Below are 20,333 nucleotides of genomic sequence, written 5' to 3' on the forward strand. Positions count from 1 at the left end.
GTTGCAGGCGTCCCCCTTTTCCCGGTCAACCACCGGGCCACGCCGCGACGAAAAAATGCTCACGCCGTTCGCAGAAACGGCGGACAACCATCAATGCCTGATGAGGTGCACCCCCATGTCTGATGCAGATCGAGACAACCCGCGGCGTGAGTTCTTGCGCAAATCCCTTACCCTGATTCCCGTGGTCACCCTCGCCGGTAGCGGTCTGGGCAGCAGCGTGTTGCAAGCGGCGCCTGAAGCGGCCCCGTCGACGCCCGCAGCCACACCGGCCAAGGCTGACGCCAGCGCTTATCAGCCGAGCTATTTCACCGCCGAGGAATGGGCCTTCATCAACGCCGCCGTGGCGCACCTCATCCCCAATGACGAGCAAGGCCCGGGGGCTCTGGAAGCCGGCGTGCCGGAATACATCGACCGCCAGATGAACACCCCGTATGCCGCCGGTGCCCTTTGGTACATGCAAGGCCCGTTCAACGCCGACGCCGCGCCGGAGATGGGCTGGCAGAGCAAACTGGTGCCAAAAGAGATCTATCGCCTGGGCATCGCTGCCACGGATCAGTGGGCAAAATCCCTCAATGGTAAAACATTTGCTGAGCAAGACAGCGCTACCCGAGAAGATTTGCTCAAGCAGCTCGAAGCCGGCAAACCGCAGTTCGATGCGGTTCCAGCGAAGATTTTCTTCAGCCTGCTGCTGCAAAACACCAAGGAAGGGTTCTTCTGCGACCCGATCCACGGCGGCAATAAAGGCATGGTCGGCTGGACCATGATCGGCTTCCCCGGCGCCCGCGCCGATTTCATGGATTGGGTGGAACGCAACGAGCAATACCCCTTCCCGGCAGTTTCGATTCGCGGCGAGAGGGCTTGAGCATGGCAATCGTAATGAAGAAGGTCGACGCAGTGATCGTCGGTTTCGGCTGGACTGGCGCGATCATGGCCAAGGAGCTGACCGAGGCCGGGCTCAACGTGCTGGCGCTGGAGCGCGGGCCGATGCAGGACACCTACCCCGACGGCAACTATCCACAGGTGATCGACGAACTCACCTACAGCGTGCGGAAAAAACTCTTTCAGGACATCTCGAAAGAAACCGTCACCATCCGCCACAGCGTCAACGACATCGCCCTGCCGAATCGCCAGTTGGGTGCGTTTCTGCCGGGCAATGGCGTCGGCGGCGCCGGTCTGCATTGGTCGGGCGTGCACTTTCGCGTCGATCCGATCGAGCTACGCATGCGCAGCCACTACGAAGAGCGTTACGGCAAAAGTTTTATCCCCAAGGACATGACCATCCAGGACTTCGGCGTCAGCTATGAAGAGCTGGAGCCGTTCTTCGATTTCGCCGAAAAGGTCTTCGGCACCTCCGGCCAGGCCTGGACCGTGAAGGGCCAACTGGTCGGTCAGGGCAAGGGCGGTAACCCTTACGCACCGGATCGCTCCAATCCGTTCCCGCTGCAAGCGCAGAAGAACACCGTTTCCGCACAACTGTTCGGCAAAGCGGCGACAGAGGTCGGTTACAAACCCTACAACCTGCCCTCCGCCAATACTTCAGGCCCGTACACCAATCCCTACGGCGCACAGATGGGCCCGTGCAACTTCTGCGGGTTCTGCAGCGGTTACGTTTGCTACATGTACTCCAAGGCCTCGCCGAACGTGAACATTCTGCCGGCGCTGCGTCCTCTGCCGAATTTCGAGCTGCGCGCCAACGCCCATGTGCTGCGGGTCAACCTCGACAGCACCAAGTCCAAGGCCACCGGCGTGACGTACATCGACGGCCAAGGCCGCGAGATCGAGCAACCGGCGGATCTGGTGATCCTCGGCGCCTTCCAGTTGCACAACGTGCGCCTGATGCTGCTCTCGGGCATCGGCAAGCCGTACGACCCGATCAGCGGCGAAGGCGTGGTCGGGCGTAACTTCGCCTACCAGAACATGGCGACCATCAAGGCGTTCTTCGACAAGGACACCCACACCAACAACTTCATCGGTGCCGGCGGCAACGGTGTGGCACTGGATGACTTCAACGCCGACAACTTCGATCACGGCCCGCACGGCTTCGTCGGTGGCTCGCCAATGTGGGTCAACCAGGCGGGCAGCCGCCCGATTGCCGGCACCTCAAACCCACCCGGCACTCCGGCCTGGGGCAGCCAGTGGAAACGCGCGACCGCCGATTACTACACCCACCAGGTGTCGATGGATGCCCACGGCGCGCATCAGTCCTACCGTGGCAACTACCTCGATCTGGATCCGGTGTACCGCGATGCCTACGGCTTGCCGCTGCTGCGCATGACCTTCGACTGGCAGGAAAACGACATCAAAATGAACCGCTTCATGGTCGAGAAAATGGGCAAAGTCGCTCAAGCCATGGGCCCGAAAGCCATCGCGGTGATCGGCAAGCAGGTCGGTGATCATTTCAACACCGCGGCCTACCAGACCACCCACCTCAACGGTGGCGCAATCATGGGTACCGATCCGAAGAAGAGTGCCCTGAACCGTTACCTGCAGAGCTGGGACGTGCACAACGTGTTCGTGCCAGGTGCGTCGGCGTTTCCGCAAGGCTTGGGTTACAACCCGACCGGGCTGGTGGCGGCGTTGACCTACTGGTCGGCCAAGGCGATTCGTGAGCAATACCTGAAAAACCCCGGCCCGCTGGTTCAGGCATAAGGAGCGATGACCATGAAAAATCTCGTTATCGCCACCCTGGCCCTGCTCGGCAGCACGGCTGTACACGCCGCCGACGTTGATCAGGCGTTGATCAAACAAGGCGAATACCTCGCCCGCGCCGGTGACTGCGTGGCCTGCCACACCGCCAAGGGCGGCAAGCCGTTCGCCGGCGGCCTGCCGATGGAAACGCCGATCGGCACGATCTACTCGACCAACATCACCCCGGACAAAACCGGTGTCGGCGATTACAGCTTTGAGGACTTCGACAAAGCCGTGCGCCATGGCGTGGCGAAAAACGGCAGTACCTTGTACCCGGCAATGCCGTATCCGTCCTACGCCCGTGTCAGCGAAACCGACATGCAGGCGCTGTACGCCTACTTCATGCACGGTGTCGAACCGGTGGCGCAGGAGAACAAGGCCAGCGACATTCCATGGCCGCTGAGCATGCGCTGGCCGCTGATGGGCTGGCGCTGGCTGTTTGCGCCGAAAGTCGAGGACTACAAGACCACCTCGGATGATCCGGTGATCGATCGCGGCGCCTATCTGGTCGAAGGCCTCGGCCATTGCGGCGCCTGCCATACGCCACGGGCCCTGACCATGCAGGAAAAATCCCTGAGCGCGGCGGACGGCAAGAACTTCCTCGCCGGCAGTGCGCCGCTGGAAGGCTGGATCGCGAAAAGTCTGCGCGGTGATCACAAGGATGGCCTGGGCAGCTGGAGCGAAGCGCAGCTGGTGCAGTTCCTCAAGACCGGCCGCAGCGACCGCAGTGCAGTGTTCGGCGGCATGAGCGATGTGGTCACCCACAGCATGCAATACATGACCGATGCCGACCTGACCGCGATCGCCCGCTACCTCAAGTCGCTGCCGGCAGTTGATCCAAACGATCAGCCGCATCAGTACGATGAGAAAGCGGCCAAAGCCCTGTGGAACGGCGACGACAGTCAGCGCGGCGCAGCGGTGTACATCGACAACTGCGCGGCCTGCCACCGTACCGACGGCCATGGCTACACCCGGGTGTTCCCAGCGCTGGCGGGCAATCCGGTGCTGCAATCGGAAGACCCAACCTCGCTGATCCACATCGTGCTCAAGGGCGGTACCTTGCCGGCGACGCACACGGCACCCTCGACCTTCACCATGCCGGGTTTCGCCTGGCGGTTGTCGGATCAGGAAGTGGCGGATGTGGTGAGTTTCATCCGTGGCAGCTGGGGCAACAAAGGTGCGCCGGTGAAAGCCGCTGACGTCGCCGAGTTGCGTAAGGAGGATATGAAGCACACCTCCGGCGATGACCTCGGTCAGGTCACGCAACACAACTGACCAGTCGCCCGACGGCACTAGCCAGATGAGCAACGCCCAGATACTGTATATGCACACAGTATCGGGGCGTTTTCATGTCTACTCCATTGCCACCGCGCGGCCGCGGCACCGCGACCAACCCGCACAACCGCTTTGCGCCGAACCGTTCGGTGGCCGAGGACGACGGCTGGTATCAGGAAGTGCCCGAAACGCAGAACACCGAGGTGATGATCGAGACCGCGAAAACCATCATCACCCGCAACACCTCGCCAGACCTGCCCTTCGATCGCTCAATCAACCCCTATCGCGGCTGCGAGCACGGTTGCATCTATTGCTACGCGCGACCCAGCCACGCCTATTGGGACATGTCGCCGGGGCTGGATTTCGAAACTCGGCTGATCGCCAAGACCAACGCCGCCCAGGTGCTTGAGGAACAGTTGAGCAAACGCGGTTACCAATGCGCGCCGATCAATCTTGGCTCCAACACCGATCCGTATCAGCCCATCGAGCGCGAGCACAGGATCACCCGGCAGACCCTCGAAGTACTGCTGCGCTACCGGCACCCGGTGACCATCGTTACCAAGGGTTCGCTGATTCTGCGCGACCTCGACCTGCTCACCGAGCTGGCGCAGCAACGGCTGGTGGCGGTGATGATCAGCCTGACCACGCTGGACGATGAACTCAAACGTATCCTCGAACCGCGAGCCGCTGCCCCGAAAGCACGGCTGCGGGCAATCCGGGTGATGCGCGAAGCAGGCATTCCGGTGGGGGTGCTGTGTTCGCCGATGATCCCGATGATCAACGACAGCGAAATCGAAAGCCTGCTGACCGAAGCCCATGCGGCTGGTGCGCAAAGCGCCGCGTACATGATGCTGCGCCTGCCGCTGGAAGTGGCGCCGTTGTTCGAGGAATGGTTGCAGGCGCACTATCCGCAGCGCGCGGCCCATGTCCTGAGCCTGATCCGCCAGAGCCGAGGTGGTGAGCTCTACGACAGCCGGTTCGGTGCGCGGATGCGCGGCGAGGGGCCGTTCGCCGACCTGCTCGCGCAACGTTTCGCCAAAGCCATTAAACGTCTCGGTTTAAACCACCGTGAGGGCTATAACCTGGACTGCACGGCCTTCTGTCCGCCGGGTCGCCAGATGTCGTTGATTTAGCGACAATTGCCTATGGTTGCCGGGTTGGAATCCTTCCGTCGAAATGCCTCAGTCACGTTTTTTGTGACCTGGAACACACGTTCTAGAGCGCTCGATTCAGTTTGAGTTAAGTTTCGGCGGCTACCTTGTTCATCGAGTGACTGACGGGTCTGGATGACCCGGATGTTTTAAACAGCCACTGGCTTCATACCGGAATACACGGGAACGACTCCCCGAATCCGCCAAAGAGGATGAATCATGAGTGACAAGGATAAACAGCCGTTGGCTGCGTCGGCGCAAGCCGTCCCTGGGGCGGAATCCGCCGATGCAGCGTTGCGTACGATCGTTGACGGCTTTTTGCATTTTCATCATGAGGTCTTCCCGCAGCAGGAAGAACTCTTCAAGAAACTCGCCACGGCGCAATCGCCACGGGCAATGTTCATCACCTGCGCCGACTCGCGCATCGTGCCCGAGCTGATCACCCAGAGTTCGCCAGGCGATCTGTTCGTGACCCGTAACGTCGGCAACGTTGTACCGCCTTACGGCCAGATGAACGGTGGCGTTTCCACTGCCATCGAATACGCGGTACTGGCGCTGGGCGTGCAACACATCATCATCTGCGGCCACTCCGATTGCGGTGCCATGCGCGCAGTGCTCAATCCGGACAGCCTGGAAAAAATGCCGACGGTCAAAGCCTGGTTGCGCCACGCCGAAGTGGCAAAAACCATGGTGCACGAAAACTGTAACTGCACCGAAGAAAAAGAAAGTATGCCGATCCTCACCGAGGAGAACGTCATCGCCCAACTGCAGCACTTGCGTACCCATCCTTCGGTAGCCTCACGCATGGCGAACGGTCAGCTGTTCATCCATGGCTGGGTCTACAACATCGAAACCAGCGAAATCAAGGCTTACGACGCGGATCAGGGACGCTTCCTGCCGCTCGACGGCAGCCATCCGATTCCGGTGGCGACGCCCAAAGCGCGCTTCTAAATCCTCCTAAAAATCTGTGTGGTTTGATGCCGGCCGCTGTTCAGCGGCCCGGCTTCGCCACGCCTGAAGAAAGCTTCGGGAGAGTCATCATGCGTGCTGCTCAATTGAAAGCGGTGTTGCCACGGGAGCTGCTGGCTTCGGTGGTTGTGTTTCTGGTCGCGCTGCCTTTGTGCATGGGCATTGCGATCGCTTCCGGGTTGCCGCCGGCCAAAGGTCTGATCACCGGGATCATCGGCGGTCTGGTGGTGGGTTGGCTGGCAGGCTCGCCGTTGCAGGTCAGCGGGCCGGCGGCCGGTCTGGCGGTGTTGGTGTTCGAGCTGGTGCGCCAGCACGGGATCGAGATGCTCGGGCCGATTCTGTTGCTTGCGGGTTTCCTGCAACTGGTGGCCGGGCGCCTGAAGCTCGGGTGCTGGTTTCGGGTCACGGCGCCAGCGGTGGTCTACGGCATGCTCGCGGGGATCGGCGTGCTGATCGTTCTGTCGCAGGTGCATGTGATGCTCGATGCCAAGCCACAACCGTCCGGGCTGGATAACCTCACGACCTTCCCCGGCGCAGTGGCGCAAGCCTTGCCGTCGTTCGGCTGGCAGGCCGGCTTGCTCGGCCTGGCGACCATTGCGGTGATGTGGCTGTGGGAGAAATTTCGCCCGCATTCGCTGCGCTTCATTCCTGGTGCGCTGCTCGGTGTTGGCCTGGCGACCGGCGCCAGCCTGTTGCTGGCGTTGCAGGTCAAACGGGTTGAGGTACCGGAGAACCTCGCCGAAGCCATTGACTGGCTGAAACCGGCGGACTTGCTCAGCCTCACTGATCCAACCCTGCTGATTGCGGCTTTTGCCGTGGCGTTCATCGCCAGCGCCGAAACGCTGCTGTCCGCCGCAGCGGTGGATCGCATGCACAACGGCGTGCGCTCGGACTTCGACCGTGAGCTGTCGGCGCAAGGTGTCGGCAACATGCTCTGCGGTCTGCTCGGTGCGCTGCCGATGACCGGGGTGATCGTGCGCAGCTCGGCCAACGTCCAGGCCGGTGCAACCACCCGTTACTCGACGATCTTCCATGGTCTGTGGCTACTGGCGTTCGTGCTGTTGCTGTCGAGCGTGCTGCAAAGCATTCCGGTGGCGAGTCTGGCAGGCGTGTTGGTGTACACCGGGTTCAAACTGGTGGACTTGAAAGCCTTTCGCGGACTGGGCCGTTACGGGCGGATGCCGATGTTCACCTATGCCGCCACGGCGCTGGCGATCATCTTCACCGACCTGCTGACCGGTGTGTTGATCGGTTTCGGTTTGACGATGTTGAAACTGGCGTTCAAGGCTTCGCGATTGAAGATCAGCCTGATCGATCTGCCGCAGGACGGTGAGATGGAATTGCGTCTGGTCGGCGCGGCGACCTTCCTCAAGGTACCGGCGCTGACTCAGGTGCTGGGGAGCATTCCGGCGGGCACGACGGTGCATGTGCCGCTCAATAACCTGAGCTACATCGACCATTCGTGTCTGGAGTTGCTGGAAGAGTGGGGCCGGGCGAATGCGGCGAAGGGCTCGAAGCTGTTGATCGAGTCGCGCGGGTTGAAGCGACGGTTGGAGGGGCGGGTTCGGACCAATACCGGGATCGGCGCGGCCGGCTAAAAAACCCGTTGTGCATACAAACCCTGTGGGAGCGAGCCTGCTCGCGAAAGCGATGTATCAGCCAACAGAAGATGTTGAATGATCGACCGCATTCGCGAGCAGGCTCGCTCCCACATTGGATCTATGGCGTATGAGGATTACGCGGCAGGCTGGTCCAGCTCCAGGCCCACACCCAGGCGACGGCCCATGCATGGCCAGCGCTTCCACGCAGCACCGGTATCCGGGCTGCTCAGTTTGTCGCGGTAGGCCTCTACCGATTCCAGGGCAAAACTCTCATCGTCGAGCATCTCGTCGATAGTGTGATGCACCACTTCGTCCAGTTGATTGGCAAATTCCTCACCGAGCAATTGGTGAGCAATCAGGTTGGCGACCGTCATGTCCAAGGGGATCAGTGGCTGGCCGAGGTGTTTGATGTACAGGTCGTTGACCTCTTCGACAAAGCGGTGCGCCAGATAGGCTTCGTCCAGCAGGCTGTCCAGACCGACCGGCGGCTGGAGGAAGTACTGCTCGGCGATTTTCAGCACCGGCTTGATCTGCGACTCGATTCCCGCTTCCCTGGCAACTTCATTGGCTGCGTCCAGCATGTCTGGTACTTCATCGATATAGGCGGTGACAAAACTCGTCAACGCGTCTTCGCGGTTAGCGTCCGGCAACTGAATGGCCGAATGCAGATGAGGCAACTTGGCTTCCAGCTGACGCTTGAGCCGTCCGGTTTCGTTTTCGGTCTGTCGGGCTTTTTGGATCTGCTCGCGCAATGCGGCGGTGTTCATGAAAACTCCAGGGAACAAGGCAATGAAATAGGGAAGACATAACTTAGCTGGCTTACGAAAAATGCTAAGACGCATTTGTCATAATTATTTCATCCTTGATGCAGCAGCGTTATATCGGTTCGCCACCACTCGTCTGCATCCTTCTCCATTCGTACCCTTGAGCGCAAGCCCCGGCTGTTTCAGATCATTTACGCGTCGACATTGCAATTCCCGATGGCTGTCTATACTCGCCATTGAATGGAGTTAGCTGATGACGCCCGACTGCCCACGCAGCAAGGCCCGGCGATTCAAGTTCGTAGTCTGATGCAGCCGCTCCCTTGCCGAAGGCGTTGCGCCTACGGGATAACAAGAACGATAAGGGGAACCCGCAATGATGCGACATCCACACGTCTGGATGGGCCTCCTGTTGTGGTCGATTTTCAGCCCGGCTCAAGCGGCCTGGACTGTGAATATGGCGCCTGGAGCGACTGAAATCAGTCACGCAGTATTCGACCTGCACATGACCATTTTCTGGATCTGTGTGGTGATCGGGATCATCGTCTTCGGCGCCATGTTCTGGTCGATGATCGTGCATCGCCGCTCGACCGGGCAGGTCGCCGCAAAATTCCACGAAAGTACCACCGTCGAGATTCTCTGGACGGTCGTGCCGCTGCTGATCCTGGTGGCGATGGCGGTTCCGGCGACCGCCACCCTGATCCGCATGTACGACACCAGTGAGCCGGATATCGATATCCAGATCACCGGCTATCAGTGGAAGTGGCACTACAAATACCTGGGTCAGGATGTCGAGTTCTTCAGCAACCTGGCCACCCCCGCCGAACAGATCCACAACAAGGAAGCCAAGGGCGAGCACTACCTGCTCGAAGTCGACAAGCCGCTGGTGCTGCCGGTCGGCGCCAAGGTGCGCTTCCTCGTGACCTCCGCCGACGTGATTCACTCATGGTGGGTGCCGGCCTTCGCGGTCAAGCGCGATGCGATCCCGGGTTTCGTCAACGAAGCCTGGACGCGCATCGACAAGCCCGGCCTCTACCGTGGCCAGTGCGCCGAACTGTGCGGCAAGGACCACGGCTTCATGCCGATCGTGGTCGACGTCAAGGAGAAGGCCGACTACGACAAGTGGCTTGCCGACCGCAAAGCCGAAGCCGCGCAGCTCAAGGAGCTGACCAGCAAGGAATGGACCCTCGACGAACTCAAGGAGCGCGGCGACAAGATTTATCACACCACTTGCGTGGCTTGTCACCAGGCCGAAGGCCAGGGCCTGCCGCCGATGTTCCCGGCGCTCAAGGGCTCACCGATTGCCACCGGGCCGAAAGCCGACCACCTGCACCGCGTGTACTTCGGCAAACCCGGCACCGCCATGGCAGCGTTCGGCAAGCAGTTGTCGGAAGTCGATATCGCAGCGGTGGTGACCTACGAACGTAACGCCTGGGGCAACAACAAGGGCGACATGGTCACGCCAAAAGAAGTGCTTGAGCTCAAACAGGCGGAAAGCAAATGAGCCGGTCTATCGCGTACTTCGTGAATCGGTCGGGGCAATGCGCCCCGGCCCGCCCCGTCCACTCACGTAAAGGAGACCGGCCATGAGCGCTGTAATCGATGACCACGGTCATGCCGACCACGCCCACGGCCCCGCCAAAGGCCTGATGCGTTGGGTGCTGACCACCAACCACAAGGACATCGGCACGCTGTACCTGTGGTTCGCGTTCTGCATGTTCCTGCTCGGCGGCACGTTCGCCATGGTGATCCGCGCCGAGCTGTTCCAGCCCGGGCTGCAGATCGTCGAACCGGCGTTCTTCAACCAGATGACCACCATGCACGGCCTGGTGATGGTCTTCGGCGCGGTGATGCCGGCGTTCGTCGGCCTCGCCAACTGGATGATCCCGTTGATGATCGGCGCGCCGGACATGGCCCTGCCACGGATGAACAATTTCAGCTTCTGGCTGCTGCCGGCGGCGTTCCTGCTGCTGGTCTCGACCCTGTTCACCGCCGGTGGCGGGCCGAACTTCGGCTGGACGTTCTATGCGCCGCTGTCCACCACCTACGCACCGGAAAGCGTCACCTACTTCATCTTCGCCATCCACTTGATGGGGATCAGTTCGATCATGGGCGCGATCAACGTGGTCGCGACCATCCTCAACCTGCGCGCCCCCGGCATGACCCTGATGAAAATGCCGCTGTTCGTCTGGACCTGGCTGATCACCGCGTTCCTGCTGATCGCGGTGATGCCGGTGCTGGCCGGGTGCGTGACGATGATGCTGATGGACATCCACTTCGGCACCAGTTTCTTCAGTGCCGCCGGTGGCGGTGACCCGGTGCTGTTCCAGCACGTGTTCTGGTTCTTCGGCCACCCCGAGGTGTACATCATGATCCTGCCGGCCTTCGGCGCCGTCAGCCAGATCATCCCGACCTTCTCGCGCAAGCCGCTGTTCGGCTACACCTCGATGGTCTACGCCACGGCGAGCATCGCGTTCCTGTCGTTCATCGTCTGGGCGCACCACATGTTCGTGGTCGGCATCCCGCTGGTGGGCGAGCTGTTCTTCATGTACGCGACCATGCTCATCGCCGTGCCCACCGGGGTGAAGGTGTTCAACTGGGCCAGCACCATGTGGCAGGGGTCGCTGACCTTCGAGACGCCGATGCTGTTTGCCGTGGCGTTCGTGATCCTGTTCTCGATCGGCGGTTTTTCCGGGCTGATGCTGGCCATTGCCCCGGCGGACTTCCAGTACCAGGACACCTACTTCGTGGTCGCGCACTTCCACTACGTGCTGGTGCCGGGGGCGATCTTCGGGATCTTCGCTTCGGCCTATTACTGGCTGCCGAAGTGGACCGGGCACATGTACGACGAAACCCTCGGCAAGCTGCACTTCTGGCTATCGTTCGTCGGCATGAACCTGACCTTCTTCCCGATGCACTTTGTGGGGCTGGCGGGAATGCCGCGGCGGATTCCGGACTACAACCTGCAGTTCGCCGACTTCAACATGGTTTCCTCGATCGGCGCGTTCATGTTCGGCGCTACGCAGATCTTCTTCCTGTTCATCGTGATCAAGACCATTCGCGGTGGCGCGCCAGCCCCGGCGAAACCGTGGGATGGCGCCGAAGGCCTGGAGTGGAGCGTGCCGTCGCCGGCGCCGTATCACACCTTTACCACGCCGCCGGAAGTGAAATGAACACCTCCTGCCTTGTGGAAACTCCTGTGGGAGCGGGCTTGCCCGCGATGGCGGCCTGCCTGAAACACCGCGTCGGCTGCATCGCTGGCAAGCCAGCTCCCACAGGGTTCTCGGCCGAGGACAAAAATCATGGCTGACTCGATCTCGCTGAAAAAACTGGTCATCCGGCTGCTGGGAGTCGTGGTCGCAATGTTTGTCTTCGGCTTTGCCCTGGTGCCGATCTACGACGTGATGTGCAAGGCCTTCGGCATCAATGGCAAAACCGCCGGGCAGTACGAGGGCGAGCAAATGGTGGACAGCTCGCGCCAGGTGCGCGTGCAGTTTCTGTCGACCAACAACATCGACATGCCGTGGGAGTTCTACCCCAAGCACGACGAACTGACCGCCAACCCCGGCGCGGTCAACGAGATGATTTTCATCGCGCGCAATCCCACCGACAAACCGATGAGTGCGCAAGCCGTGCCGAGCATCGCGCCGAGCAATGCGGCGGCGTATTTCCACAAGACCGAATGCTTTTGCTTTACCCAGCAGGTGCTGCAGCCGGGTCAGCAGATCGAGATGCCGGTGCGTTTCATCGTTGACCGCGACATGCCCAAGGACGTGAAGCACCTGACGCTGTCCTACACGCTGTTCGATATCACCGCCCGACATCCTCCGGTGGCTGCAAACACTGGCGGTTAAGCGTGCCCGATAAGGAGAACAATAAATGGCAACTCATGAGCACTATTACGTCCCGGCCCAGAGCAAATGGCCAATCATCGCCACGTTCGGCATGGTTATCACCGTGTACGGCCTGGCGACTTGGTTCAACGATCTGAAGGCAGCGCGTCCGGAATCCCACGGCCCGTACATCTTTTTCGTCGGCGGGCTGTTGCTGGCGTACATGCTGTTCGGCTGGTTCGGGGCGGTGATCAAGGAAAGTCGCGCCGGGCTGTACAGCCCGCAGCTCGATCGCTCGTTCCGCTGGGGCATGAGCTGGTTCATCTTTTCCGAGGTGATGTTCTTCGTCGCCTTCTTCGGTGCGCTGTTTTACGTGCGCCACGTCTCGGGGCCCGCTCTGGGTGGTGAAGGCCCGAAAGGTATCGCCCACATGCTGTGGCCGAACTTCCAGTTCACCTGGCCGCTGCTGCACACGCCGGATCCGAAACTGTTCCCGCCGCCCAAAGAAGTCATCAGCCCGTGGGGCCTGCCGCTGATCAACACGATTCTGCTGGTCAGCTCCAGTGTGACCATCACCATCGCCCACCATGCCTTGAAGAAGGGCCATCGCGGCGCGCTGAAAATCTGGCTGGCGATCACCGTGCTGCTGGGCTGCGGATTCCTCGCCTTGCAGGCCGAGGAATACATGCACGCCTACCACGAACTGGGCCTGACCCTGGGTTCGGGCATCTACGGCGCGACGTTCTTCATGCTCACCGGTTTCCACGGTGCCCACGTGACCATCGGCACGATCATTCTGTTCGTGATGCTGATGCGCATCATGAAGGGCCATTTCGATGCCGAGCATCAGTTCGGTTTCGAGGCCGCGAGCTGGTACTGGCACTTCGTCGATGTGGTGTGGATCGGCTTGTTCGTCTTCGTTTACGTGCTCTGAGCACTGATCACCAAGGCGCGTGCGACACCAGTTGGCCGCTGTAGAAGCCCCAGGCGATCAAGCCGACGGTGGCAGCGGCCAGTGCCACCCGAACACTCAAGGCGATCACCAGGCGATTGGAGCTGCTGTCGTCCTTGACCAGGAAAAACAGGCCGCTGAACAGGCTGATCACCGTGGCAATCAGCAGCAGGACGATGGCTGCTTTGAGCATGGGAAGACTCCGGGGGACAGGCGATGCAGTTGAGTATAGCGATCGCGACGACTGACTTTGTGGCACGGCCATGAAGCGCTTCCGGCCCGGCGTGATACCGACCGTGGTGGTGGCGCTGTTGCTGCCGCTGCTGGTGTCGCTGGGTTTCTGGCAGCTCGGTCGGGGCGCGGAGAAAACCGCCCTGCTCGCCACTTACGCCGAGCGCCGCGCGGCTGATCCGATGGCCAGCAGCGAATTGCTGCACAGCGCCGACCCGGCCTTTCGCCGTGTGCATCTGTACGGCCAGTTCGATGGCGCCCACAGCCTGCTGCTGGACAACCGCCAGCGCAACGGCAAGGTCGGTATCGAGCTGCTGCAACCGTTTCAGGATCGGGCCAGCGGCCAGTGGCTGCTGGTCAATCGCGGCTGGTTGCCATGGCCGGATCGCCGGGTGACGCCGCAATTCGCAACCCCCACCGACGCGGTCAACCTGGATGCCTGGGTCTACGTCGCCCCCGGCGCGACCTTCCAGTTGCACGCCGACCCGGCCAGCAGCAGCTGGCCGCAAACGATCACCGCCGTCGAGCCGGCGAAGCTGTGGAAAACCCTCGAACGCGACGGCTTCGCCTACGAACTTCGTGCCGAACCCGGCCCCGCCAGCTATGAGGCCGACTGGCCGGTCGTCGCCATGGGCCCGGAAAAACACCTTGGATACGCCGTGCAGTGGTTCGCCATGGCCACCGCCCTGCTCGGCCTCTACCTCTACCTTGGATTGCACAACGCAAAGGAGAAACACCATGGGAACGGCCATGAATCCACCCAGCATGTCTGAGGCGAAAACCCCGGCCACCCGCCGCCGCGGGCGGATTCAGCTGCTGCTGATTGTGCTCGGCGTGGTCGGCCCGATGGTGCTGGCGACCGGCATGTACAAACTGCAGTTCTGGGTACCGGAAGGTCGCAGCTACCACGGCGAACTGATCGGCAACGGCCAGACCCGTGCCGACCTCGGCGTGCAAGCCGATGAACAGCGCTGGCAGATGCTGGTGACCGCGCCGAAGGATTGCGCGGTGGACTGCCAGCAACTGGTGTACCTCGCCCGGCAGATCCAGATCGGCCTCGGTCGCGACGCCGGGCGCGCCAGCCACGCCCTCGCCGCCGCGCAACCGTTGAGCGCCGACTACGAAGCCAAGCTGAGCCGCGAATATCCGCAGCTGCAACGCTACCCGCTGGACAGCGCAGCGTTGAGCAAGGCCACCGGCGACAAGGCCACACCGCAACTGTGGATCATCGACCCCCACGGCAACCTGGTGCTGCGCTACGAGCCGAGCGTGAAGGGCAAGGATCTGCTCAACGACCTGCGCCACCTGCTGAAACTGTCGAACATCGGATAAGGGCATCGTCATGGCCAAACCTGGATTTCGCCTCGCGCTGTTTGCCACCCTGCTGGCACTGCTCGTCGTGCTGCTCGGCGCCTACACTCGCCTGACCCACGCCGGTCTCGGCTGCCCGGACTGGCCGGGCTGCTATGGCTTTATCAGCGTGCCGAAAAGCGAAGCCCAACTGGCCCATGCCGAACTGCATTACCCCGACTCGCCGGTGGTGGCGCACAAGGGCTGGAACGAGATGATCCACCGCTACTTCGCCGGCACTCTCGGCCTGCTGATTGCGATTCTGGCCGGGCGTGCTTGGGTCAATCGTGGTCATCCGGGCCAGCCGCTGAAACTGCCGCTGTTTCTGCTGGCGGTGGTGTTCGCCCAAGCGGCGTTCGGCATGTGGACGGTGACGCTCAAGCTCTGGCCGCAAGTGGTCACCGGGCATCTGCTCGGCGGTTTTGCGACCTTGAGTCTGCTGTTTTTGCTGACCTTGAGATTGTCCGGGGTGCTGCCGGCACTGACCGTGCCCAAGCGCTTGCAGTATTGGGCAACGGCGGGGCTGTTGCTGGTGATCGGCCAGATCGCACTGGGTGGTTGGGTCAGTTCCAACTACGCGGCGGTGGCCTGCATCGACTTCCCGACCTGCCACGGTCAATGGCTGCCACCGGCGGACTTTGCCAACGGCTTTCACCTGACCCAGCACATCGGCCCCAATTATCTCGGCGGCCAACTCGACAGCGATGCACGCACAGCGATTCACCTGACCCACCGCATCGGCGCGCTGCTGGTGACGATCGTCCTGCTCGGTCTAGCCTGGCAACTCAGGGCTGTCGGCATGACGCGTTTGGCCGGGCTAGTCGTCATTGCCCTCGGCGCACAGATCACCCTCGGCATCAGCAACGTGTTGTTCCATCTGCCGCTGCCGGTGGCCGTGGCCCACAACGCCGGTGGCGCCGCGCTACTGCTGAGCATGGTGCTGGTCAATTACCACGCGCGCACCAGTCTGGTTCGGGTCAAACAGCCGATGTTGGCGCGCTGGCGTTTGAGCCCACGTAAACATTCGGCTGCGCCCATCACGATAAAAGGAGAAACGCCATGGCGCTTCTGATCGGCGAACGTCCCGCGCAAGCGCTGTGGCGTGACTATCTGGAGCTGACCAAGCCGAAAGTGGTGGTGCTGATGCTGATCACCTCGCTGGTCGGCATGTTCCTCGCGACCCGCGCCGGGGTGCCGTGGACGGTACTGGTGTTCGGCAATCTGGGGATTGCGTTGTGTGCCGGCGGCGCGGCGGCGGTCAATCATGTGGTCGATCGGCGTATCGACGCGGTGATGGCGCGCACGCACAAACGGCCATTGGCCGAGGGCCGGATTTCGCCGGCAGCGGCGCTGACCTTTGCGCTGGTGCTGGCGCTGCTCGGGCAGGCGATGCTGCTGACGTTCACCAATGCGCTGACCGCGTGGCTGACCCTCGCTTCGTTACTCGGCTACGCGGTGATCTACACCGGCTTCCTCAAACGCGCGACGCCACAGAACATCGTCATCGGCGGTCTTGCCGGCGCCGCCCCTCCGCTGCTCGGCTGGACCGCCGCTACCGGCCATATCAGCGCCGAACCGTTGCTGCTGGTGCTGATCATCTTCGCCTGGACCCCGCCGCACTTCTGGGCGCTGGCGATCCATCGCAAGGAGGAGTACGCCAAGGCCGACATCCCGATGCTGCCGGTAACCCACGGCGAGCACTACACCAAGGTGCATATTCTGCTGTACACCTTCGCCCTGCTCGCGGTGAGCCTGCTGCCGTATGTGATCCATATGAGCGGCCTGCTGTATCTGGTTTGCGCGCTGGCGCTGGGCGCTAGGTTTCTGCAATGGGCCGTGGTGCTGTACCGTGGCACTCGGCCGCACGCGGCGATCAACACCTTCAAGTACTCTATTTATTACTTGTTCCTGTTGTTCATCGCACTGCTCGTAGACCACTACTTACTGTTGAACCTATGACTCGAACCCAGAAAACCGTCTTCATCCTCGTCGCCGTGATCGCGCTGATCCTGGGACTGACCGTCAACAAAGTCCTGAGTGGCAAAGGCCAGGGCGACCCCACCGCGCTGATCGACGCCGGCATCATCCTGCTGCCGCAGAGCCGCACCCTGCCGGGCGTGACCATGACCAATCAGGACGGCCAACCGGTCGCAATCGACGAGTTGAAAGGCAAGTGGAGCCTGCTGTTCTTCGGCTACACCTTCTGCCCGGACATCTGCCCGACCACCCTCGCCCAACTGCGCCAGATCAAGAGCGAATTGCCCAAAGACGCGGTGGATAAGTTGCAGATCGTGCTGGTCAGCGTCGACCCGAACCGCGATAATCCGCAGCAGTTGAAGCAGTACCTGGGCTACTTCGATCCACAGTTCGTGGGCCTGACGCCGAAGTCGATCGAAGAACTGCAGAAGGTCGCGAATGCGGTGAGTATTCCGTTCATTCCGGCCGATACCAGCAAACCGAATTACACGGTGGATCACAGTGGCAACCTGGCGGTGATCGGCCCGGACGGGACGCAGCGTGGGTTCATCCGGGCGCCGCTGAACAACGCCAAACTGGTTGCGCAGCTCCCGGTAATGCTTAACCGCAAGTAGCAACAACACTGAACCATTGTGGGAGCGGGCTTGCTCGCGAATGCAATGGGTCAGATAAAGAAATGTTGGCTGACACAACGCATTCGCGAGCAAGCCCGCTCCCACAGGGACGGTGTTCCGGGCACAAAAAAGGGGGCGCTCATGGCGCCCCCTTTTCGTTGCAGCAATCTAAATCAGAACGCCGGCAATACCGCGCCTTTGTACTTCTCGGTAATGAATTTCTTCACTTCCGGGCTGTGCAGCGCAGCCGCCAGTTTCTGCATCGCGGCGCTGTCCTTGTTGTCCGCACGGGACACCAGGATGTTAACGTATGGCGAGTCGTTGCCTTCGATCACCAGCGCATCCTTGGACGGGTCGAGTTTGGCTTCCAGCGCGTAGTTGGTGTTGATCAGCGCCAGATCGACCTGGGTCAGCACGCGCGGGATGGTCGCGGCTTCCAGTTCACGGATTTTCAGGTCTTTCGGGTTCTGCGCGATGTCTTTCGGGGTCGACAGAATGTTGGTCGGATCCTTCAGGGTGATCAGGCCAGCCTTGGCCAGCAGCAACAGCGCACGGCCGCCGTTGGTGGCGTCGTTCGGAATCACCACGTTGGCGCCGCTTGGCAGGTCCTTCAGATCCTTGATCTTGTTCGAGTAGGCGCCCAGCGGCTCCAGATGCACGCCGGTCACCGCCACCAGGCTGGTGCCCTTGGCCTTGTTGAACTCATCGAGGTACGGCTGGTGCTGGAAGAAGTTGGCGTCCAGGCGCTTTTCAGCCACCTGCACGTTCGGCTGAATGTAGTCGGTGAAGACCTTGACCTTCAGATCCACGCCTTCTTTGGCCAGGGCCGGCTTCACGAATTCGAGGATTTCCGCGTGCGGCACCGGGGTGGCGGCAACGGTCAGGGTTTCAGCGTGGGCCGAAAAAGCGGCTACGGCAGCGAAAGCAGCGATCAGTTTTTTCATTCAGCTAACTCCTTATGAGGCGCCCGTCTGGCGCCTGCCAGCGAATGGCCGGCTCATCTCTTGATTACAAAAACCGGTTATTTGCGCGAGAAATGCACGACCAGACGGTCGCCGACCATTTGCAGCACTTGTACCAGTATCAGCAGCAACACCACGGTGACGATCATCACGTCAGTCTGGAAACGCTGGTAGCCGAAACGGATCGCCAGGTCACCCAGACCACCGGCGCCGACCACACCGGCCATCGCCGTGTAGGACACAAGCGTAATCGCCGTCACCGTAATCGCCGCGAAGATGCCCGGACGGGCTTCCGGCAGCAAGGCATTCATGATGATCTGCCGGGTGGTCGCGCCCATCGACTGGGTGGCTTCGATGATGCCGCGATCGACTTCACGCAGCGCAGTTTCCACCAGACGCGCGAAGAACGGCGTCGCACCCACCACCAGCGGCGGAATCGCACCGGCCACGCCCAGCGAGGTGCCGGTGATCAGCACGGTGAACGGGATCATCACGATCAACAGAATGATGAACGGCAGCGAGCGCAGGATGTTCACCGCCAACGACATGAAGGCGTAGAGGCCACGGTTTTCCAGCAACTGGCGCGGGCTGCAGAGAAACAGCAGCACGCCCAGCGGCAGGCCGAGCAGCACGGTGAACAGCAGCGAACCGCCGAGCATCAGCATGGTGTCGCCGGTGGCCAGCCAGATTTCCAGCCAATCGATGTTTTCGAAGAAAGCCTTGAGCATTTCCATTAACGCAGCACCTCCATGTGAACGTCAGCGGCGGTGAAGCGGGCGAACGCCGCTTCCATGTCGCCACCGGTGACGGCGAGGGTCAACTGCCCGTAAGGAATGTCTTTGATGCGGTCGATGCGGCCGGCGAGGATGCTGTAGTCGACCCCGGTTTCCCGGGCAACGGTACCGAGCAACGGCGCGTAGGTCGCTTCGCCCTGGAAGGTCAGACGCACGATGCGGCCCGGCACGTGAGCGAAGTCGTCGCGCTGTTCGCTTTCGTCGATCTGCTCGCTTTCCTGGACGAAACGCTTGGTGGTCGGGTGCTGCGGATGCAGGAACACATCGGCTACCGAACCCTGCTCGACGATCACCCCTGCGTCCATCACTGCCACCTGATCGCAGACGCGACGGATCACATCCATCTCGTGGGTGATCAGGACGATGGTCAGCTTCAGTTCACGATTGATCTCGGCCAGCAGTTGCAGAACCGACGCGGTGGTCTGCGGGTCGAGAGCGCTGGTGGCCTCGTCGCACAGCAGAATTTTCGGCTTGGTCGCCAGGGCGCGGGCGATGCCGACGCGCTGTTTCTGGCCGCCGGACAATTGTGCCGGGTACTTTTTGGCGTGATCGGACAGACCGACCCGGGCCAGCAACTCGGCGACGCGTTGATTGATTTCACTGCTCGACAGTTCGCCGGCCAGGGTCAGCGGCAGCGCAACGTTGTCGGCCACGGTCTTGGAGGCGAGCAGGTTGAAGTGCTGGAAGATCATCCCGACCTGCTGGCGGAAACGGCGCAGGCCGTTGGCGTCCAGCGCGGTGACTTCTTCGCCGTCGACGATGATCTTGCCGCCGCTGGAATCTTCCAGGCGATTGATCAGACGCAGCAGGGTACTTTTTCCCGCACCGGAATGGCCGATCAGGCCGAAGACCTGACCGTTTTCAATCGAAAGACTGGTCGGGTGCAGGGCGGGGATGTCCTTACCGGCGACGCGGTAAGTTTTGTGGACGTTTTGAAACTCGATCACGTAGCGAACCTTGTGGGGCGCGTTAGAAAAGGATCAGCGGTTAGCCGGGCGCGCATTTTAGCCTGTCCGTATAGAGGTTCTTAGCATTTATTTCGCAATTAACCTTCGATTTGGCAATAACAAGATCAAAGGTCATAAAAAAGGAACGCCCGTTCCTGCTCATTGGTCACTAGTTAAGCGACTTGAAACCCTGGGTAACCGTGCCCGGAAACGCTCAAGAGTCCCCGT

General features: G+C 61.3%; 20 protein-coding genes. 15 read left to right on the top strand and 5 right to left on the bottom strand.

Annotated elements, in window-relative coordinates; genetic code table 11:
- Positions 1 to 115 precede the first annotated feature (115 nt).
- From H043_RS0100160 to H043_RS0100185, 6 genes are all read left to right on the top strand, one after another.
- Positions 116 to 862 carry a gluconate 2-dehydrogenase subunit 3 family protein gene (locus H043_RS0100160; protein WP_027610213.1) on the top strand — a complete coding sequence of 249 codons (747 nt, stop codon included), beginning with the start codon at positions 116 to 118 and terminating at the stop codon, positions 860 to 862.
- Between the two features lie 2 nt (positions 863 to 864).
- A complete protein-coding gene (locus H043_RS0100165) occupies positions 865 to 2,649 on the top strand; it encodes a GMC family oxidoreductase (RefSeq protein ID WP_027610214.1) in 1,785 nt (594 codons plus the stop codon).
- A 12-nt stretch (positions 2,650 to 2,661) separates the two neighbouring features.
- The gene (locus H043_RS0100170) at positions 2,662 to 3,963 is read left to right on the top strand and encodes a cytochrome c (protein WP_027610215.1); all 1,302 of its coding nucleotides are present in this window, start codon (positions 2,662 to 2,664) and stop codon (positions 3,961 to 3,963) included.
- 74 nt (positions 3,964 to 4,037) lie between these two features.
- Positions 4,038 to 5,096, top strand: a complete 1,059-nt coding sequence (locus tag H043_RS0100175; RefSeq protein ID WP_027610216.1) for a PA0069 family radical SAM protein — start codon at positions 4,038 to 4,040, stop codon at positions 5,094 to 5,096.
- A 237-nt stretch (positions 5,097 to 5,333) separates the two neighbouring features.
- Complete coding sequence (locus H043_RS0100180; RefSeq protein ID WP_027610217.1) at positions 5,334 to 6,065, top strand: carbonic anhydrase; 732 nt, start codon at positions 5,334 to 5,336, stop codon at positions 6,063 to 6,065.
- Between the two features lie 89 nt (positions 6,066 to 6,154).
- The gene (locus tag H043_RS0100185) at positions 6,155 to 7,681 is read left to right on the top strand and encodes a SulP family inorganic anion transporter (RefSeq protein WP_027610218.1); all 1,527 of its coding nucleotides are present in this window, start codon (positions 6,155 to 6,157) and stop codon (positions 7,679 to 7,681) included.
- Positions 7,682 to 7,818: 137 nt separating this feature from the next.
- On the opposite strand, the gene H043_RS0100190 is transcribed toward H043_RS0100185, so the two are convergent.
- Positions 7,819 to 8,451, bottom strand: coding sequence for a hypothetical protein (locus H043_RS0100190; RefSeq protein WP_027610219.1), 633 nt, complete (start codon positions 8,449 to 8,451; stop codon positions 7,819 to 7,821).
- Between the two features lie 370 nt (positions 8,452 to 8,821).
- Between H043_RS0100190 and coxB the strand changes: the two genes are divergently transcribed.
- The 4 genes from coxB (at position 8,822) to H043_RS0100210 (ending at position 13,212) form a co-directional block, all read left to right on the top strand.
- Positions 8,822 to 9,949: a cytochrome c oxidase subunit II gene (coxB, locus tag H043_RS0100195; RefSeq protein WP_027610220.1), complete on the top strand. Its 1,128-nt coding sequence runs from the start codon at positions 8,822 to 8,824 to the stop codon at positions 9,947 to 9,949.
- Between the two features lie 82 nt (positions 9,950 to 10,031).
- Positions 10,032 to 11,618, top strand: coding sequence for a cytochrome c oxidase subunit I (ctaD, locus tag H043_RS0100200; protein ID WP_027610221.1), 1,587 nt, complete (start codon positions 10,032 to 10,034; stop codon positions 11,616 to 11,618).
- Between the two features lie 129 nt (positions 11,619 to 11,747).
- Positions 11,748 to 12,299 carry a cytochrome c oxidase assembly protein gene (locus H043_RS0100205; RefSeq protein WP_027610222.1) on the top strand — a complete coding sequence of 184 codons (552 nt, stop codon included), beginning with the start codon at positions 11,748 to 11,750 and terminating at the stop codon, positions 12,297 to 12,299.
- 25 nt (positions 12,300 to 12,324) lie between these two features.
- Positions 12,325 to 13,212: a cytochrome c oxidase subunit 3 gene (locus H043_RS0100210; RefSeq protein WP_027610223.1), complete on the top strand. Its 888-nt coding sequence runs from the start codon at positions 12,325 to 12,327 to the stop codon at positions 13,210 to 13,212.
- 7 nt (positions 13,213 to 13,219) lie between these two features.
- Here H043_RS0100210 and H043_RS0100215 read toward each other — a convergent pair whose 3' ends face one another.
- Positions 13,220 to 13,423: a twin transmembrane helix small protein gene (locus tag H043_RS0100215; protein WP_003220344.1), complete on the bottom strand. Its 204-nt coding sequence runs from the start codon at positions 13,421 to 13,423 to the stop codon at positions 13,220 to 13,222.
- A gap of 70 nt (positions 13,424 to 13,493) precedes the next feature.
- Between H043_RS0100215 and H043_RS0100220 the strand changes: the two genes are divergently transcribed.
- From H043_RS0100220 to H043_RS0100240, 5 genes are read left to right on the top strand one after another with little or no spacing between them, the layout of a single operon-like run.
- A complete protein-coding gene (locus H043_RS0100220; protein ID WP_027610224.1) occupies positions 13,494 to 14,234 on the top strand; it encodes an SURF1 family protein in 741 nt (246 codons plus the stop codon).
- Positions 14,200 to 14,793 (top strand): hypothetical protein, encoded by a 594-nt coding sequence (locus tag H043_RS0100225; RefSeq protein ID WP_027610225.1) that lies wholly within the window; start codon positions 14,200 to 14,202, stop codon positions 14,791 to 14,793. Before H043_RS0100220 ends, H043_RS0100225 begins: the two co-directional genes overlap by 35 nt.
- A 10-nt stretch (positions 14,794 to 14,803) precedes the next feature.
- A complete protein-coding gene (locus H043_RS0100230) occupies positions 14,804 to 15,883 on the top strand; it encodes a heme A synthase (protein WP_027610226.1) in 1,080 nt (359 codons plus the stop codon).
- The gene (gene cyoE / locus H043_RS0100235) at positions 15,871 to 16,770 is read left to right on the top strand and encodes a heme o synthase (protein ID WP_027610227.1); all 900 of its coding nucleotides are present in this window, start codon (positions 15,871 to 15,873) and stop codon (positions 16,768 to 16,770) included. The genes H043_RS0100230 and cyoE overlap by 13 nt, the downstream gene beginning before the upstream one ends.
- Positions 16,767 to 17,402 (top strand): SCO family protein, encoded by a 636-nt coding sequence (locus tag H043_RS0100240; RefSeq protein WP_007962772.1) that lies wholly within the window; start codon positions 16,767 to 16,769, stop codon positions 17,400 to 17,402. The genes cyoE and H043_RS0100240 overlap by 4 nt, the downstream gene beginning before the upstream one ends.
- A 173-nt stretch (positions 17,403 to 17,575) precedes the next feature.
- Here the strand turns inward: H043_RS0100240 and H043_RS0100245 are convergent, their stop codons facing one another.
- The 3 genes from H043_RS0100245 to H043_RS0100255 form a co-directional block, all read right to left on the bottom strand.
- Complete coding sequence (locus tag H043_RS0100245) at positions 17,576 to 18,346, bottom strand: MetQ/NlpA family ABC transporter substrate-binding protein (protein WP_027610228.1); 771 nt, start codon at positions 18,344 to 18,346, stop codon at positions 17,576 to 17,578.
- A 77-nt stretch (positions 18,347 to 18,423) separates the two neighbouring features.
- The gene (locus H043_RS0100250; RefSeq protein WP_027610229.1) at positions 18,424 to 19,098 is read right to left on the bottom strand and encodes a methionine ABC transporter permease; all 675 of its coding nucleotides are present in this window, start codon (positions 19,096 to 19,098) and stop codon (positions 18,424 to 18,426) included.
- Positions 19,098 to 20,105, bottom strand: a complete 1,008-nt coding sequence (locus H043_RS0100255) for a methionine ABC transporter ATP-binding protein (protein ID WP_027610230.1) — start codon at positions 20,103 to 20,105, stop codon at positions 19,098 to 19,100. Before H043_RS0100255 ends, H043_RS0100250 begins: the two co-directional genes overlap by 1 nt.
- Between the last annotated feature and the right edge of the window lie 228 nt (positions 20,106 to 20,333).

It is taken from the genome of Pseudomonas sp. URIL14HWK12:I6 (assembly GCF_000514195.1).
Lineage (GTDB): Bacteria > Pseudomonadota > Gammaproteobacteria > Pseudomonadales > Pseudomonadaceae > Aquipseudomonas > Aquipseudomonas putida_A.

Bases quoted from the DNA above. Each gene is read 5' to 3' on its own strand.
- H043_RS0100230 (WP_027610226.1), top strand. From the start codon at position 14,804: ATGGCCAAACCTGGATTTCGCCTCGCGCTGTTTGCCACCCTGCTGGCA.
- H043_RS0100225 (WP_027610225.1), top strand. From the start codon at position 14,200: ATGGGAACGGCCATGAATCCACCCAGCATGTCTGAGGCGAAAACCCCG.
- H043_RS0100160 (WP_027610213.1), top strand. From the start codon at position 116: ATGTCTGATGCAGATCGAGACAACCCGCGGCGTGAGTTCTTGCGCAAA.
- H043_RS0100190 (WP_027610219.1), bottom strand. From the start codon at position 8,451: ATGAACACCGCCGCATTGCGCGAGCAGATCCAAAAAGCCCGACAGACC.
- cyoE (WP_027610227.1), top strand. From the start codon at position 15,871: ATGGCGCTTCTGATCGGCGAACGTCCCGCGCAAGCGCTGTGGCGTGAC.
- H043_RS0100175 (WP_027610216.1), top strand. From the start codon at position 4,038: ATGTCTACTCCATTGCCACCGCGCGGCCGCGGCACCGCGACCAACCCG.
- H043_RS0100170 (WP_027610215.1), top strand. From the start codon at position 2,662: ATGAAAAATCTCGTTATCGCCACCCTGGCCCTGCTCGGCAGCACGGCT.
- H043_RS0100210 (WP_027610223.1), top strand. From the start codon at position 12,325: ATGGCAACTCATGAGCACTATTACGTCCCGGCCCAGAGCAAATGGCCA.
- H043_RS0100215 (WP_003220344.1), bottom strand. From the start codon at position 13,423: ATGCTCAAAGCAGCCATCGTCCTGCTGCTGATTGCCACGGTGATCAGC.
- H043_RS0100245 (WP_027610228.1), bottom strand. From the start codon at position 18,346: ATGAAAAAACTGATCGCTGCTTTCGCTGCCGTAGCCGCTTTTTCGGCC.
- H043_RS0100240 (WP_007962772.1), top strand. From the start codon at position 16,767: ATGACTCGAACCCAGAAAACCGTCTTCATCCTCGTCGCCGTGATCGCG.
- H043_RS0100165 (WP_027610214.1), top strand. From the start codon at position 865: ATGGCAATCGTAATGAAGAAGGTCGACGCAGTGATCGTCGGTTTCGGC.
- H043_RS0100220 (WP_027610224.1), top strand. From the start codon at position 13,494: ATGAAGCGCTTCCGGCCCGGCGTGATACCGACCGTGGTGGTGGCGCTG.
- H043_RS0100185 (WP_027610218.1), top strand. From the start codon at position 6,155: ATGCGTGCTGCTCAATTGAAAGCGGTGTTGCCACGGGAGCTGCTGGCT.
- coxB (WP_027610220.1), top strand. From the start codon at position 8,822: ATGATGCGACATCCACACGTCTGGATGGGCCTCCTGTTGTGGTCGATT.
- H043_RS0100205 (WP_027610222.1), top strand. From the start codon at position 11,748: ATGGCTGACTCGATCTCGCTGAAAAAACTGGTCATCCGGCTGCTGGGA.
- ctaD (WP_027610221.1), top strand. From the start codon at position 10,032: ATGAGCGCTGTAATCGATGACCACGGTCATGCCGACCACGCCCACGGC.
- H043_RS0100180 (WP_027610217.1), top strand. From the start codon at position 5,334: ATGAGTGACAAGGATAAACAGCCGTTGGCTGCGTCGGCGCAAGCCGTC.
- H043_RS0100250 (WP_027610229.1), bottom strand. From the start codon at position 19,098: ATGGAAATGCTCAAGGCTTTCTTCGAAAACATCGATTGGCTGGAAATC.